Below are 16416 nucleotides of genomic sequence, written 5' to 3'. Positions count from 1 at the left end.
CTTACTGTCGGAAGGTTCCCAGCCGATGGACGAGCAACGACAAGCGCAAGGGCAAAGGCAACATAAAAAACGGGATCAAGTATCTGGCCTGGGCTTTCTCTGAGGCCTCGGAGTGTGCCCGCCGAGACAACATACGGTTCGAGCCTATTACGACCGCAAGATGAATAAAACCAATAGAATGATTGCACATACGGCACTGGCTCACAAATTGGCAAGGGCAGTTTATTACATCATGCGCGACCATGTGCCCTTTGATCCGGAGAAACTGTTCGCATAGGGCTTGGCGGGAACGGGGAACCACGGCAGAGGGTGGAAAAACCACTACCTGTGATTGGAAACGGTTCCCGCCAATACATAACTGATAGAAAGATCCTCGCTGCCTGTCCCGTAAGCCGAAATGAGGCTGGTTAATAACCATTAGCTGTGTGCGCGTTTTTATATTGGATGCGGGACGGAACCGAAGGTTTTCTGGGTCACGGAATGTGACAGGGACCTGAATGACTGGTCTTGATCCTGATGGGTGGCTGGTGCAGCTGAGGCTGACGCCTGATATGATGAAAACAAGGGTGCAACGAGTGAGCTTATATCAGATACGAAAATGCAGGGCACAGGCTCATGTAATAAATTTTTTTGTGCCTTGACAAGGTGCCTCTTAATGGGCGGCCCTCTGCGTTAAGGTTTTTGTCGCAATCAAGGGAAATGTTTTTTCCCCTGGACCTGGGACCTCCTCCGCGTCCTCTGCGGTAAAAATAACCGCTCTCATGGGATCAGCTATTTTTCTAATCACGAATCACCAGTCACCAATCACGGAAGTTAACCTATTCACAAGCTCATGTTCCTCAATTGACAAAGGGTTATTCATCCGGTATCTATTTCTATTCACCTTCGGAGGACTATAATGCTGATACATCTTGAGGATATACTCCAGGAGGAAATGGAAATTGAGCTTGAACTGGATTCCGATGATCCGGCAGTCCAGGAAATGAATATCCTGGGACCGGTTAAAGGTTCCCTTCAGATAAAGAAAATAGGACAAGAGGTTTTTGTTCGCGGAAATGTCGGTGGTAAAGTACAGTTAACGTGTGCCCGCTGCCTGAAGGATTTTATTGCCGAGATCCATGAAAAGGTTGATATTGAACTCAGGCCTGTTCTGGATCTGGATAGAACTGCCCATGAAAAAGAACTGGGTTCGGACGATCTTGATGTTGCGTTCTTTCGCGGTGATACCCTGGATATAGGTCACCTTGCCGCGGAGCAGATCTCCCTCAGCCTTCCGATGAAACCGCTGTGCCAGGACGACTGCCGCGGGATCTGTCCTGAATGCGGAACGGATAAGACATTGGGAACCTGTGGATGCGAGCCGGAAACCGATCCGCGGTGGAGCGCCCTCAAAGATCTTAAATTTCAGATTGACCATAAGAAATGAGCCGGGCACCAAGGTGTGCATTAGGCTAGGAGAAGGAGAATACTATGCCAGTCCCAAAGCAAAAAATGGCAAAATCCCGCACGAGACGAAGGCGGTCTCACGATGCCCTGCCATCACCTGCTACGAGCGTGTGTTCAAAGTGCGGGGAGGCCAAGATGCCCCACAGGGTCTGCAACCACTGTGGATTCTACCGTGACCGGAAGGTTATGGAGATCAAAGAGGTCTGAAAAGCCCTCGGATAGACAGCCGTGAAGATCGCAGTTGATGCCATGGGAGGCGACCACGCTCCCCAAGCTGTCGTTGAGGGAGCTGCACTTGCCGTGCGCGAACTCGATTGTACGGTCATCCTGGTGGGTGACCGGGAAGTGATCGAGCCTCTTCTGGCAAATCATTCCCATCCCGAGGGGAAGATCATCATCAAGCACGCCTCAGAGGTCGTGCGCATGGATGAGTTTCCCCGCAAGGCCCTGAACCACAAACACGATGCCTCCATCAAGCGGATCTTTGAACTGGTCCAGTCAGGCGAAGCCGACGCCGCCATGTCAGCGGGCAATAGCGGTGCAGCAATGCTCGCAGGACTCATCGTCCTGGGCACACTGCCCGGCGTGGACAGGCCTTGTATCGGATCGGTCCTCCCCACGGCAAACGGAAAAGTTGTTCTTCTCGACGCTGGAGCCAACGTTGACAGCAAGGTGCACAATCTTGTGCAGTTCGCTTTCATGGGCCATGCTCTTGCCCGTTACGCCCTCGGTATAGACCGTCCCAAAGTCGGGCTCCTGAGTATCGGTGAAGAGGCTGGGAAGGGGAACGAGGTTGTCAGGACCACCTACAAGATACTGAAAAAGAGCGACCTCAACTTTCACGGTAACGTCGAGGGAGGGGACATCTTCAATGATGTTGTGGACGTTATCGTATGTGATGGTTTCGTGGGAAATGTTGCGCTCAAGACAGGGGAAGGTGTGGTTCAGGTCCTCGCTACCCGATTGAAAGCGGAGATCAAGGCCTCACTGCTGGGACGCTTCGGTTACCTTTTCATGCGGCCTGCCTTAAAGCGCTTCAAGCAGCGGTTTGATTATTCCGAGACCGGGGGCGCCCTCCTCCTTGGACTTGACGGTATAGGGGTGATCGCCCATGGCCGCTCCAACCCGGTAGCGATCAAGAACGCCATCAGGATCTCCTTCGACTATGCAAGGACGAAGGTGGCCATGCGTGTCCGTGAAGAGGTGGAATCCAGTGCGGAGCTCCGGCAGAGTTTCGGGGAAAAGGTCCATCAGGTCATCGATCATATAAAGGAAAAAAAGATGGACATGGACCTGAAAGACTCGAATTCCCCAGACAGGGGTGACTGATATCGCATCCATGAATACCAGAACGGTTATTGCGGGAACAGGGTCATACCTTCCGGAGAAGGTTCTGACCAACTTCGACCTGGAGAAAATGATCGATACCTCTGCTGACTGGATCATTTCCAGGACAGGTATCCGCGAAAGGCATTTGGCGTCGCCCGAAGAAGCTACCTCCGACCTGGCCACCAAGGCGGCACGAGCTGCCCTGGAGATGGCGGGAGTGGACCCGGCGGAACTGGACCTGATAATCGTGGCGACCCTGACCCCTGATCATTATTTCCCTTCAACTGCGGGTTTTGTCCAGCGGAACCTGGGAGCTGCCAAGGCGGCAGCTTTTGATCTGGAGGCGGCCTGTACCGGATTCATCTATGCTCTGACAGTAGGGGATCTTTTCATTAAGACCGGTACCTACCAGAAGGTGCTTGTAATAGGAGCGGAGGTGCTCAGCAAGTTTCTGGATTGGGAGGACAGGGACACCTGCATACTTTTCGGCGACGGCGCCGGAGCGGCAGTGCTCGTACCGGGGGAGGATTCGGAAAGGGGCATCATTTCGACCCATCTCCATAGCGATGGAAGCATGGCAGAGCTCCTTTACGTGCCGGCCGGTGTGTCAAGGATGCCCATCTCCAAGGAAGCCATTGATCAGAAGCTCAACACGCTCAAGATGCGCGGTCACGAGGTTTTCAAGGTGGCTGTTACCCGACTGAGCGAGGTTGTTGACGAGGTTATGGAAGCAAATGGCCTCGGTGAGGAGGACATTGATTTCCTGGTTCCCCACCAGGCCAACCTGAGGATAATCCAGGCCACCGCCAGGAAGCTTAAATTACCCATGGAGAAGGTCATCGTCACCGTTGACATACATGGCAACACTTCAGCCGCATCGGTACCGTTGGCCCTCGACGCAGCGGTACGAAGCAAACGGATCAAAAAAGGCGACATGGTACTTCTTGAGGCTTTTGGCGGCGGACTCACATGGGGGGCCGTTCTGGTCCGCTGGTAAAACACTTTAATCAATATTTTTTTCATTACGTTGTCTTCGACCTGGTCCCAGGAAGAGAGCAGGGAAAATTCAGTCTTGAAGGAAGGCATGGAGGTTCTAAATGGACTACTTTTTTACAGAAGAGCAGCAAGCCATCCAGGAAATAGCCCGGCAGATCGCTCAGGAGAAGATTGTTCCTGTCCGGGAGGAACTGGACGAAACCCAGGAGTTCCCCACGGAGATCCTGAAGATCTGCGGACAGTCAGATCTCTTCGGTATTAACATCCCGGAGGAGTATGGCGGGATGGGTCTTGGCACACTCGACACTACTATCGCAGTTGAGGAACTGTCCACAGCGTGTCTGGCTGTTTCTGTAAGCTTCGCCGCCTCGGGGTTGGGCGCTTACCCCATCCTTTTGTACGGCAACGAAGAACAGAAAAGTAAATACCTTCCAGATATCGCCTCCGGGGAAAAACTGGCTGCCTTCGGTCTGACTGAGGCCAACGCAGGCAGCGACGCAGGCGGAGTCAGGACGACGGCCGTCAAGGATGGTGGTTCCTATATCCTTAACGGGACCAAACAGTGGATCACCAACGGTGGTGAGGCCGAGATTTACACTGTTATTGCTATCACCGATAAGTCCAAGGGTGCCAGGGGTGCGTCCGCGTTTATCGTCGAAAAGGGTACAGAAGGTTTTTCCTTCGGCAAGAAGGAGAACAAGATGGGTATCAGGGCTTCGGCCACCCGTGAGCTGGTCTTCGAGGACTGCCGCATTCCGGCCGAGAACCTGATCTCAAAGGAAGGCATGGGGTTCATGGTGGCCATGAAGACCCTGGACATGTCCAGGCCTGGTATTGCAGCCCAGGGCGTGGGAGTTTCCAAGGGAGCTCTGGATGTTGCCGTTAACTACGCTCGTGAGAGGCATCAGTTCGGTCAGCCTATCATCGGGTTCCAGGCAGTTCAGCACATGCTGGCGGACATGGCCACCAGGACAGAAGCTGCCAGGGCCCTCACCTATGCGGTGGCCCGGTATGTCGGCAGCGGAGCCAAGGATATATCCAAGGTCTCGGCCATGACAAAACTGTATGCGTCTGACGTGGCCATGGAGGTCACAACCAACGCGGTTCAGGTCCTCGGTGGTTACGGATACATGAAGGAGTACCCGGTGGAGAAGATGATGCGTGACGCCAAGATCCTCCAGATCTACGAGGGAACCAACCAGATCCAGCGTAACGTCATCGGGGCAGCACTCATTAAGGAGTACGCCAGGAAAAGTTAACCTGTAACGGGGTGCCGGGGTATGGGGGTGTCGGGGTTAAACACCAATACACCGATACTTATTTTTATCTTAAAACAGGTGTGGGAGAACGGGTATTTCGAAGTCCCAGGTGCCAGGTACAAGTGATAAGTGAGCATCGGATTTTTCTTATCTCTTATCACCTATCTCTTAGGACTCGAATTGCAGCAGATTGCCTTTTATCGCGCACCGCATAAACCAATGATTTGAGGCTTGTCAGAGTAGGGTAGATTCAAGGCCAGAGTTCCGAGGAAACCGGAGGCCTTTCAAGTAGATGATTCCTTGATCTTCCCCTCCCTTGAGAGGAGGGGATTGAGGGGAGGGTGAAATCTATCACCCCCATCTCGGTCTTCCCCCCTCAAGGGGAAAGAAGATCGTTTAAAATTAACGATTAGAGGCAGAAGATGCCGTGCTAAGGCGAGCCGTATTAAACCAGAGGTCCCCATGAATATTGTTGTGTGTATAAAGCAAGTTCCCGAGACGACAAAAGTCAAAATAAACCCCGAAACCAACACCCTGATGAGGGAAGGTGTCGAGAGCATAATAAACCCCTTCGACATGTACGCTATCGAGGAGGGTGTCCGACTCAGGGAAGAGCACGGCGGTATTGTCAAGGTGCTGACCATGGGTCCTCCCCAGGCGGAGACGGCCCTGCGGGAGGCGGTGGCCCTGGGCGTTGATGAGGTTTACCTGGTGAGCGATCGCGCTTTCGCCGGATCCGACACCTGGGCAACAGCGTACACCCTGGCTGCCGCTATCAGGAAGATGGGACCGATCGACCTCATTATCTGCGGGAAGCAGGCCATTGATGGAGATACCGCCCAGGTGGGCCCGTCTCTTGCCGATCAGCTCGGGATCCCCTTCGTAGCTTTCATCAAAAAGGTGCACACAGTTGGCTCCAATGAGATGGTGGTGGAGAGGATGTTCGAAGAAGGCTACGAGGTTGTGAACCTTCCTCTTCCGGGACTCATAACAGTGGTCAAAGAGATAAACGAACCCAGGATGCCCTCCCTTAAAGGCAAAATGAAGGCGAAAAAAGCCGAGATCACCACCTTCACGAGGGAGGACCTGGATGTGAAGGATCCTCACCTCGGCCTCGACGGTTCCCCGACCCGTGTTGTGAAGATCTTCTCCCCCGACCTGTCGCGCTCCGGTGTGAAGTGGCAGGAGGAGCCTGCAGAAATGGCTGTAAAGCTCGTAAAAGGGCTGAAGGAACAGAAAATTCTATAAACCAGGTTTCAAGTTTCAGGTTTCAAGTTTAAAAAAGAACCAGGTTTTTATCTTTTTGAGATTTGAGATTTGAGATTGTTTTTTCAGGAGTTTCTAATGGCTGTTATCGTCATCAAAGAAGAGTGCAACGGTTGCGAAGCGTGTCTGGCCTCCTGCCCCTACGAAGCCATCGAGATGGTGGATGGTGCTGCATGGATAAACGAAAAGTGCACCATTTGTCTGGCCTGCATCGAGGCGTGCCCTGTTGAGGCCATTATCCAGGAAGAGAGCAAGGTAGAACTGCCCGATCTTGATAAAAATGCTTATTCGGGGATCTGGATCTTTGCCGAACAGCGGAACGGTAAAACCTCCACAGTGGCCATGGAACTTCTGGGCGCTGGAAGAAAACTGGCGGAAAAGACGGGGGAAAAGCTCACCGCTGTCCTCCTAGGTCATGCCATGGAGGAAGCGGCACGAGAGTTGGTTCATTACGGCGCCGATGAAGTCCTGTATGTCGATGATCCTTCTCTTGCCCAGTTCAATGACGGACCTTATGCGTCTGTTTTGAGCGATCTCATTGAGGAGCGAAAGCCATCCATCGTCCTTGCTGGCGCCACTTTTATGGGGCGCTCCTTCATCCCTATGGTCGCATCCCGTGTGAACACGGGACTAACAGCTGACTGTACCGCCCTGGATATCGATCCTGAAACGGGTGATCTCATGCAGACGAGGCCAGCCTTCGGCGGAAATATCATGGCTACTATCGTTTGTCCGCTGCACAGACCCCAGATGGCAACGGTACGCCACAAGGTCATGGCTGCGGCGGTAAAGGACTCTCATCATAAAGGTGAGGTTCACACGATAAGCGGTGTTGATGAGAACAGGATGGATAACCGGACAAAGGTTCTGGAGGTGGTAGAAGATATCATTGACACCGTGAACCTGGCAGAGGCCGATATCATCGTTTCCGGGGGGCGCGGGCTGGGTGGTCCTGAAGGGTTCAAGATCATTGAGGAACTCGCCCTCGCTCTGAACGGAGCTGTGGGTGCGTCACGCAGCGCGGTAGATTCAGGGTGGATCCCATACAGTCATCAGGTCGGCCAGACTGGTAAGACGGTCCAGCCAAAGCTTTACATAGCGTGCGGCATATCTGGCGCTGTCCAGCACCTTGCGGGCATGCAGGCCTCGGACGTCATCGTGGCTATCAACAAGGATGCCGATGCCCCCATTTTTGATGTGGCCACCTACGGCCTTGTGGGTGACGCATTCCAGATAATTCCCGAGATCATACGCTCGGTGAACGCCTCGAGAGGGCAATAGTGATGGAGTCGCAAAAAAACCATCCAAATAGTCCCGCCATCGGCCCGGCCAGCGGCGGGGCTGGCATGGGATCACTCTCAAGGCGTGACCGCCCTGCTAACTGCTCGAAGATACATTTGCGAGGTTGTATATAGTGACTCTCGCACTGGTTTTCCCAGGTCAGGGTTCACAGTATGTGGGAATGGGGAAGGACCTGGCCCAGTGGTCTGCTGCGGCAAAGGATACGTTCCTTGAAGCCGACGAAGCGCTGGGTTTCAGCCTTGGCCGCTTGTGTTTTGAGGGTCCCGAAGAGGATCTTCGCCTGACTGAAAATACCCAACCGGCTATACTGACAGTAAGTGTAGCTGCCTGGCGAGCCCTGGGTGCGGAGATCGACCTTGCACCAGCATGTGTGGCCGGCCACAGCCTGGGGGAATATTCGGCCCTCGTTGCTGCCGGGAGCATCGGTTTTACAGATGCTGCTAAGGCAGTCAGAGAAAGGGGCAGGGCCATGCAGGAAGCTGTCCCTGCAGGCGAAGGTGCCATGGCCGCGCTCCTCGGGATGGACAGGGATCAAATTATCAATATCTGTGACGCAGTATCCTCTGATTCAGTGGTGGTGGCTGCAGCAAATTACAACGCCCCGGGACAGATCGTTATTGCAGGTCACAGGGCAGGTGTCCTCGGTGCCATCGATCTTTTCAAAGAGCGTGGTGGAAAGCGGGCGGTGGAGTTACCGGTAAGCGCACCCTTTCATTGTGCTTTGATGGAACCTGCCGCCAGACGTATGGAGAAGGTCCTGAAGGACATTCGGATTGACAGTCCAAAGACCCTTCTGATAAACAACGCTGAAGCTGTGGCCATTAAAGAGGGAACTCAAGTTGTCCCCTCTCTCGTCCGGCAGGTAACCTCCCCGGTCCTTTGGGAGGATTCAGTGAATGCAATGGTTGAGCGGGGAGTGACAGCTTTCCTTGAACTGGGTCCTGGAAAGGTTTTGGCAGGTCTCATCAAAAGGATAGATAAACAAGTTGCCGCGGCATCCTTCGGTGCCCCGGAGGATCTGGGATCTACTGTTGAATTTCTGGAGGTTTGATGATGTCGGACAGGAAATTGGCCATTGTTACAGGAGGTGGACAGGGTATCGGCCGGGCCATCGCCCTTGATTTTGCTGAGGCAGGCATCAATGTGGTTATTGCCGACATCAATCTGGAAGCGGCGGAAGCGGCGGCGGCAGAGGTAGTTGCAGCCGGTTGTGTCCCTCTTGCCTTTGAACTTAACGTGGCGGATGCCGGCAATGTTGAGGCGTTGGCCAGTAAAGTTACGGAAAAGTACGGGCGTATCGACTACCTTATAAACAACGCCGGTATCACTCGGGACTCACTGATGATGAGGATGGCGGATGACGCATGGCAGTCGGTAATAGACATCAACCTTACAGGGACGTATCTGTGCTCCAAAGCGGTTATTCGCGTTATGATGAAGCAAAGGGACGGGCGGATCGTAAATATCTCCTCTGTGGTGGGGGCCATGGGTAACGCCGGGCAGACGAACTACGCGGCCTCCAAGGCTGGTATTATTGGCTTCACCAAGTCCCTGGCAAGGGAGGTGGCGGCAAGAGGGATCACGGTCAACGCTGTTGCGCCAGGTTTTATCCAGACCGCCATGACTGACGCCCTGCCGGATAAAGCCAGAGAGGAACTTGTCAACCTGATACCCAACGGGCGACTTGGAACCCCTGAAGACGTTGCCGCTGCTGTCAGGTTTCTGGTTTCGGAGGACGCTTCCTATATCACCGGACAGGTTTTGCACGTTAACGGCGGGATGTATATGTGATATCAGTACTCAGCACTTAAAACCCGGTACCCGGTACTTTGAAAAACCACTTCACTAGGAACAAGTCACTAGAAACTGAATATAAGGAGGAATTCAAATGGACGTTGGAGCAAAAGTCAAAGAGATCATCGCAGAGCAGCTGAACCAGGACGCCGCAGGAATTGGCAACACGGCCCACTTCGTGAACGATCTGGGAGCGGACTCCCTGGATGTGGTGGAACTGGTCATGGCTTTCGAGGAAGCTTTCGATCTGGAGATCCCGGATGAGGATGCTGAAAAAATGCAGACTGTTCAGGATGCCATTACCTATGTCGAGGGAAAAAACGCCTAATAACACTCCAAAAGGGTAATTATTGTGCGAAGAAGAGTTGTTGTCACTGGGCTTGGAGCGATAACGCCCCTGGGTCTTGATGTGAAAGCTACATGGGACAGCTTGCTTGCGGGGCGTTCCGGCGTGGGCCCTATAACCAGGTTCGATGCCGACGAAGAGCAGGTCACCACTACGATTGCCGCGGAGGTTAAGGGGTTCGATCCGGAGCTCAGGATCGATCGGAAAGATCTGCGCAAGATGGATCTTTTCATTCCCTTTGGTATTTTCGCAGCACTGGAGGCTTTGGAACATTCGAACCTGATCATCGATGACACCAACGCTGAACGCGTCGCTGTCGTTGTGGGAGCAGGCCTCGGTGGCCTTCCATACATTGAAAAGTATGCCGCTGTACTGAGAGAAAAAGGGCCGCGAAAGGTCACACCCTTTTTTATTCCCATGACCATCGCCAACCTCGCGGCAGGACACATCTCTATCATCACCGGCGCCAAAGGTCCTAACAGCTGCGTGGTCACAGCCTGCGCGACGGGTACCCATAGCATCGGGACGGCCTACCGCATGATCCAGTACGGTGACGCGGATGCAGCCATTGCCGGCGGAACTGAGGCCACCATCACACCTTTGGCCTTTGCCGGGTTCAATTCCATGAAAGCGCTTTCTACCCGTAACGACGAGCCTGAACTTGCCAGCCGGCCTTTCGACAAGGGCAGGGATGGCTTCGTCATGGGAGAAGGAGCCGGCGTTATCATCCTGGAGGAGCTTGAGTTTGCACGGGCAAGAGGTGCCGAGATCCTGGCAGAGATCACAGGGTTCGGAATGTCAGGTGATGCCTACCATATAACCTCACCTGCCGAGGGTGGGGCTGGTGCGATCCAGTGTATGAAGGCGGCGTTAAGTGATGGCAGGATCAATCCGGGAGAGGTCAGTTACATAAATGCCCATGGAACGAGTACCTATTACAATGACATGTACGAGACGATGGCCATCAAGGGTCTTTTCGGTGAGGCAGCCTACAAAATTCCTGTCAGTTCGACGAAATCCATGACCGGCCACCTTCTGGGTGCGGCTGGCGGTGTTGAAGCCGTTGCGGCGATCAAGACCGTCATGGAAGACAAGCTGCCTCCAACCATTAACTATGAAGAGCCGGACCCGGAATGCGATCTCGATTACGTTCCCAATACTGCCAGGGATACGGTCGTGGATGTGGCACTGTCAAACACCTACGGCTTCGGCGGCACCAACGGCAGCCTGGTTTTCAGGAAGTTCGTACTCTGATATTTACCGGGCGGTAACGTTGCTCACAATATGAAAAAGTACACAACCCTGCTTCTTGATCTCGATGGCACCCTACTTGACATCGAGGTTTCCTTTTTTCTCGGCCCCATGGTTGAGGCCATGCACCAATGCTTCCGGGATATTCTTGACATGGACCGGTTCAGAAATGGTCTGTTCGGCGGCACCGAAGCGATCATGGTCGAGGCGAGATCCGATGGCGAGACCAACCTGGAAGGTTTCAACCGTACATTCTCAAACTATACCGGAATGGATATACCCGATATTGAACAACGGTTCCGTCAGTTCTACACGGATGTTTTTCCAACACTGAGTCGTTATGGAAAGCCCGCACCCGGTGCTTCTCAATTTATTGCCAGGGCTGGGGCGGAGGGTTACACCCTGTGCCTGGCTACTAACCCCATCTTTCCGACGTTGGCGGTAATCGAGAGGCTCCGGTGGTCCGGAGTGGATCCTGATGCCTTTAGCTTCGTTCCCGGGCTGGAGACAATGAGCACATGCAAACCCAGAATAGATTATTACATGGAGCTGTGCTCTATCCTCCGTGTGGACCCTTCTGAGTGTCTCATGGTGGGGAACGACATGGAGCAGGACCTGCCGGCTTCAGAAACGGGAATGGGAACGTTTCTTGTTGAGGGGCATATTATCAGTCGGGGAAAATCGAACCTCGAGCCTGACGCCAGGGGGAGTCTGGGGGATCTCGCCGCGATGCTCGGGCTGGACTAGGCAGAATGTGGAATGTAGAACGTAGAATAAGGCTAACAAGAAAGCGATTTAGTGCCCTAGCAGGTTGTTGAAAAACAGCCCATCTGATTTATTGAATTTACTGGAGTAATGGCTGTTTTTTCGTTATAAATATACGCATAACCGTTTGTTATTAAAGGAGAAACGTTATGCGCGGCGAGGACAGACAACAGCAAGGCATGTTCAGTTATATATCACCGGAAGCACGTGTTCCCAAGGACCATCCGTTACGACCCATCCGGAACATGGTGGATACAGCTTTTTCTGATCTGGCCCCGTTATTCAAGGACATGTATTCTGAAGTGGGCCGTCCGTCTATTCCTCCGGAACAGTTGCTGCGTGCCTTATTGCTGCAAGTGCTCTACACGATCCGCAGCGAGCGGATGCTGGTCGAGCAACTGGATTACAATTTGTTATTTCGTTGATTCGTGGGCATGTCCATGGACGATAAGGTCTGGGACCACTCCACTTTTTCCAAGAACCGGGACCGTTTGATCCAGCATGGCGTGGCCACAGCTTTCTTTCAAGCAATTAAAGGTCAGGCTGAGCGCGCAGGGTTACTGTCAAACGAACATTTTACTGTTGATGGCACCTTGATCGAAGCGTGGGCTTCAATGAAGAGCTTTCGGCCCAAGGACGAGAACAACCAGGTTCCTCCAACAAGCGGCGGGCGAAACTCCGATGTCGATTTCAAAGGGTAAAAGCGCAAGAACGACACCCATCAATCAATTACGGATCCAGACGCCAGGCTGCTTAGAAAGGGATTAGGCAAGGAGTCGAAAATCTGCTTCATGGGCCATGCCCTGATGGAGAACCGCAACGGTCTGATTGTAGACAGCCGCTTAACCTTGGCCAACGGAACCGCCGAATGGGATGCTGGTCTCGATATGGTTGAAGATATCCCTGGCACTCATCGCGTAACGGTCGGAGCTGACAAAGGTTATGATGTCCCGAATTTTGTGAACGGCTTGCGTGGGCTCTCGGCAACGCCTCATGTGGCTAAGAAAGTAAACAGTAAGGCCATCGACGATCGAACAACACGGCATGCGGGCTACCAGGTGAGTCAGAAGGTGCGCAAGCGGGTTGAAGAAATCTTCGGTTGGATCAAGACGACAGGGTATTTGCGTAAGACACGCCATCGAGGCCTTGATCGCGTCGAGAGTGTTTTTACACTGACAGCAAGGGCCTACAACCTGGTTCGAATGCGCAACCTGATCAGGGCACCTTAGGATAAGGAGATACAAAACAACAAAACATCACTCTTAAATAAGGTGTTAACAGCTCAAAACCAACGAAAACAAATTGTCAAAGATCAGAAAAAAAGTACATTACGAGAAAAAAGGCTGGCTAAAGACCAATTTTTCAACGGCCTGCTAGTGCACCGGTACACATGTGCACTAAAGAACTTTTGAGATTTGAGATTTGAGATGAGTTCAGAGTCCCTTCGCGACGTCACTCCTGACCCCACCCCCAGGCCCGAGCGCCGCTGGCTCCCCGGTTTTCTGTTTGTTACCACCTTTCTGACTACGACCTCTGCCGGAGCGATCCAGCAGGGGGTAAACCTCCTGAAACAGCCCATGGGCATATTCCAGGGACTTCCTTTCTCCATAACACTTATGGGAATCCTGATGGTGCACGAGATGTCTCACTACCTGGCATCACGGTCCCATAAAGTCCCTTCCACCCTCCCTTTCTTTATACCCGCACCATCCATCATCGGGACCTTCGGCGCCGTGATCCGGATGAAAGGGGCCATTTGGGACAGACGAGCCCTTCTGGACATTGGAGCTTCAGGGCCCATCGGCGGGTTCCTTCTGGCCCTCCCGGCCCTGATCGTCGGGTTGACCATGTCCAAGGTCGTTCCGGGAGGAAATGGTGAAGGAGGAATCATTCTCGGGGACAGCCTGCTGATGCTGTTACTGGAAAGATTTGTATTGGGTGACCTTCCCATAAACGCGGATCTTATTCTTCACCCCGTCGCTTTTGCCGGGTGGATCGGGATGTTCGTCACTTCTCTTAACCTCCTGCCCGTGGGGCAGCTGGACGGCGGCCACATCGCCATGGCCCTTTTCCCTGATTGCTTTAACATCATAGCCCGTGTCGTACACATTGGTCTTCTCGCCATGGGTGTATTTTTCTGGGAAGGGTGGCTTATCTGGGCCCTCCTGCTGGTTTTTATCGGAGTCCGGCATCCACCGGTTCTCCTTCCCCAGATCTCCCTGGACGACAGAAGGCGAAAAATAGGTTATTGCGCACTGGCCATATTCGTTCTGACCTTTGTACCCGCACCGTTTTCAATTCTCTAGTCCAAAGCCCAAAGACCAATGTCCAGAGAAATTCCGTAGATGCGTACGTGGGTCCCTGTATTATGGCGCTAATCAGATGCTTTATAGATTTCACGCATGAACGCAGGCACGCTCTACGCACACACGTAACATTTGTTCCCTCTGGACTCTTTCCACATGATTTGGGATAGTATCCCGGTTAAACTAACCAAAAGGAGGTCTGCCCTTGAAAACTATATATAAACCCATGCTTCTGATACTTGCCCTTACAGTCTCCCTGTCGAGCTGTATCGTCAGTAAAAAAGAATACCTGTTAAAGGAAGGTGAAGCCAGGAGTTGTGCCGAAAGACTTACCTTACAGGTGGAGGACAACAAGGCTCTTCGAACCGAGCTTTCCAGGTGCCAGGACGATCTCGCCTCTTCAGGGAAAAGGGTGAATGAACTGACCGCGAGTCTGGGGAGTGTGAGTGACGAGCGGGACCTGCTGCAGAATAATTTGACTGTTGAAAAGGCGGTCAACCAGGAACTCAAGTCTCAGAACGAGAGGTTGAGCGATATCCTCCAGAAAAAGGAGGTATCCCAATCCGCGGTGATCAAGGAGACAATGCTGATCAGCAAGGAGCTCCAGGGCACCAATGCCCAGCTCAGGGAAAAACTTGCCGTCCGCGAGGCCGAAGCGAAGAGGACTAAAAGTGATCTGGCCGCAGCTCAAGCCCGCACCAGCGAATTGGAAAGACAGAAGGAGGTTGAACTGGAGAAGCTCAAAGCCACCTACGATGAACTGGTTGGGAGCCTCAAAGGTGAGATCGAGGCCGGCGAGATCCAGATCCGGAGGATGAAGGACAGACTATCCGTTAACCTGGAGTCGAAGGTCCTGTTTGATTCCGGCAAGGCGGATCTGAAGGGTTCCGGGATAGAGGTTCTCAGGAGAGTCGGTGCCCAGCTTGCCAAGGTTGAGGGCAAGCGTATACAGATCGAGGGTCACAGCGATAACGACCCCATCGGCGGGAAATTACAGGAAAAATTCCCGACGAACTGGGAGCTTTCAGCCAGCCGTGCGCTTGCGGTGGTCCACTTCCTTCAAAGTGAGGTGGGTATCGACGCCCAGAAGCTCTCAGGGGCCGGGTACGGCGAGTATCAGCCCACGGCTCTGAACGATACAGCTAAAGGCAAGGCTGCCAACAGAAGGATCGAGATCGTTCTGTTGCCCCCCTATGAGCGGACCTCGGAGGCGCAGGAATCTACGCAATAAATGTTTGAATGGTGAATGGTGAATGGAAAAACCAATCATTTGTCATAAATAACCAATCACCAGATCTTATTTTGGATTTTGAATCTTGGACTTTGGATTCCTTTGAGATTTGAGATCTGAGATTTGAGATCGTAACTAAGCAACGGAGGTACTACAGTGGCTACAAACAGCAATTTTCTGGTGAAGGTAACGGACGCAAAGATGCCGGAGGTGAAAAAAGCCCTTGAGGGAGCCGGGATCACAGTGCGCAGTATTATCGCTGTCCATAAGGAGGAGATCGCTGATCCGGCTGAGGAAAAGGAGGTCGAATCGGATCAGGCATGAAGAGGAGAAAAGGTGAAGAGGTGAAAAGGGGGTCACGGTAGCCTTGCTATGTCTCCTTTTCTCCTCCTCTCCTCTTCCCCTTTTCACGAGGATCCTTAATAGAACTGGGGGTAAGAAATGAAGATCAAATATATCGGACACTCATGCTTTCTCGTGACCGCGGACAACGGAACCAGGATCATAACTGATCCCTACGAACCGGGCTCTTACGATGGGGCGGTAAAGTATCGGCTGGTGGGGGAGGAGGCGGAAATTGTTTTCGTCTCCCATGGCCATTCGGACCACAACCACATCGCCAGCGTTTCCGGTAACCCCCTGGTTGTGGATGAGGCGGGTGCAAAAACCGTTGACGGGATCAAAATCCTCGGTGTTTCCACTTACCACGACACCTCCCAAGGGTCGGAACGAGGCGGCAACATCATCTTTCGTTTCGAGGTGGATGGGATTGCCCTGTGCCACATGGGGGATATTGGACACACTCTCAACGATGCCACAGCTCATCAGCTGAGGCCCGTGGACATCCTCATGCTGCCTGTGGGCGGGTTTTTCACCATAGGCAGCCACGAGGCGGATTCTCTCATCGATTCCCTGAGGCCGGGGCTGGTGATCCCCATGCACTTTAAAACAGAAGGTGCGGATTTTCCCATTGCGCCGGTGAACGAATTCCTTGCCGGCCGGAAAGAGGTTTCGTGGGAAGGGGGATCGGAGGTAGAGGTCACAGCGGGAAACCTTCCAGAGGGTGTCCTTGTTTTGAATCCGGCGAACCTGCCGTAAGGGCCAGATATCGGCGGAACGGGGTGT

At 53.0% G+C, this 16416-nt stretch carries 15 protein-coding genes and 2 pseudogenes; all 17 read left to right on the top strand.

The features are described from left to right. Window positions 1-898: 898 nt before the first annotated feature. The 17 genes and pseudogenes from P1S59_10060 to P1S59_09980 all read left to right on the top strand — a co-directional run bounded on the left by P1S59_10060 (window position 899) and on the right by P1S59_09980 (window position 16389). On the top strand, window positions 899-1426 hold the full coding sequence (locus tag P1S59_10060; GenBank protein ID MDF1526594.1) for a DUF177 domain-containing protein: 528 nt from the start codon (window positions 899-901) through the stop codon (window positions 1424-1426). A gap of 44 nt (window positions 1427-1470) precedes the next feature. Continuing rightward, complete coding sequence (rpmF, locus tag P1S59_10055; GenBank protein MDF1526593.1) at window positions 1471-1653, top strand: 50S ribosomal protein L32; 183 nt, start codon at window positions 1471-1473, stop codon at window positions 1651-1653. Between the two features lie 21 nt (window positions 1654-1674). Continuing rightward, window positions 1675-2658, top strand: a pseudogene (gene plsX / locus P1S59_10050) (phosphate acyltransferase PlsX). A gap of 127 nt (window positions 2659-2785) precedes the next feature. Continuing rightward, window positions 2786-3772: a ketoacyl-ACP synthase III gene (locus P1S59_10045; protein MDF1526592.1), complete on the top strand. Its 987-nt coding sequence runs from the start codon at window positions 2786-2788 to the stop codon at window positions 3770-3772. Window positions 3773-3872: 100 nt separating this feature from the next. Beyond that, on the top strand, window positions 3873-5030 hold the full coding sequence (locus tag P1S59_10040) for an acyl-CoA dehydrogenase family protein (protein ID MDF1526591.1): 1158 nt from the start codon (window positions 3873-3875) through the stop codon (window positions 5028-5030). 462 nt (window positions 5031-5492) lie between these two features. After that, window positions 5493-6278, top strand: a complete 786-nt coding sequence (locus tag P1S59_10035; protein ID MDF1526590.1) for an electron transfer flavoprotein subunit beta/FixA family protein — start codon at window positions 5493-5495, stop codon at window positions 6276-6278. A 96-nt stretch (window positions 6279-6374) separates the two neighbouring features. Continuing rightward, the gene (locus P1S59_10030) at window positions 6375-7577 is read left to right on the top strand and encodes an FAD-binding protein (protein ID MDF1526589.1); all 1203 of its coding nucleotides are present in this window, start codon (window positions 6375-6377) and stop codon (window positions 7575-7577) included. 130 nt (window positions 7578-7707) lie between these two features. Beyond that, window positions 7708-8649, top strand: a complete 942-nt coding sequence (gene fabD / locus P1S59_10025; protein MDF1526588.1) for an ACP S-malonyltransferase — start codon at window positions 7708-7710, stop codon at window positions 8647-8649. Further along, on the top strand, window positions 8649-9389 hold the full coding sequence (gene fabG / locus P1S59_10020) for a 3-oxoacyl-[acyl-carrier-protein] reductase (GenBank protein MDF1526587.1): 741 nt from the start codon (window positions 8649-8651) through the stop codon (window positions 9387-9389). The genes fabD and fabG overlap by 1 nt, the downstream gene beginning before the upstream one ends. 97 nt (window positions 9390-9486) lie before the next feature. Then, window positions 9487-9720 (top strand): acyl carrier protein, encoded by a 234-nt coding sequence (gene acpP / locus P1S59_10015; protein ID MDF1526586.1) that lies wholly within the window; start codon window positions 9487-9489, stop codon window positions 9718-9720. A gap of 24 nt (window positions 9721-9744) precedes the next feature. Next, window positions 9745-10992 carry a beta-ketoacyl-ACP synthase II gene (gene fabF / locus P1S59_10010; protein ID MDF1526585.1) on the top strand — a complete coding sequence of 416 codons (1248 nt, stop codon included), beginning with the start codon at window positions 9745-9747 and terminating at the stop codon, window positions 10990-10992. Between the two features lie 30 nt (window positions 10993-11022). Beyond that, complete coding sequence (locus P1S59_10005; protein MDF1526584.1) at window positions 11023-11736, top strand: HAD family hydrolase; 714 nt, start codon at window positions 11023-11025, stop codon at window positions 11734-11736. A 167-nt stretch (window positions 11737-11903) separates the two neighbouring features. Continuing rightward, window positions 11904-12983: pseudogene (locus P1S59_10000) on the top strand (IS5 family transposase). Between the two features lie 198 nt (window positions 12984-13181). Beyond that, complete coding sequence (locus tag P1S59_09995) at window positions 13182-14060, top strand: site-2 protease family protein (GenBank protein MDF1526583.1); 879 nt, start codon at window positions 13182-13184, stop codon at window positions 14058-14060. 205 nt (window positions 14061-14265) lie between these two features. Further along, window positions 14266-15291, top strand: coding sequence for an OmpA family protein (locus tag P1S59_09990; protein ID MDF1526582.1), 1026 nt, complete (start codon window positions 14266-14268; stop codon window positions 15289-15291). 156 nt (window positions 15292-15447) lie between these two features. Beyond that, complete coding sequence (locus P1S59_09985; GenBank protein ID MDF1526581.1) at window positions 15448-15615, top strand: hypothetical protein; 168 nt, start codon at window positions 15448-15450, stop codon at window positions 15613-15615. A 117-nt stretch (window positions 15616-15732) separates the two neighbouring features. Next, a complete protein-coding gene (locus P1S59_09980; GenBank protein ID MDF1526580.1) occupies window positions 15733-16389 on the top strand; it encodes an MBL fold metallo-hydrolase in 657 nt (218 codons plus the stop codon). The last annotated feature ends 27 nt before the right edge of the window (window positions 16390-16416 follow it).

This window comes from bacterium (assembly GCA_029210965.1).
GTDB lineage: Bacteria > BMS3Abin14 > BMS3Abin14 > BMS3Abin14 > BMS3Abin14 > JALHUC01.
Note: the sequence above shows the minus strand (reverse complement) of the source record. Positions and strands in the feature narration are given on the sequence as shown.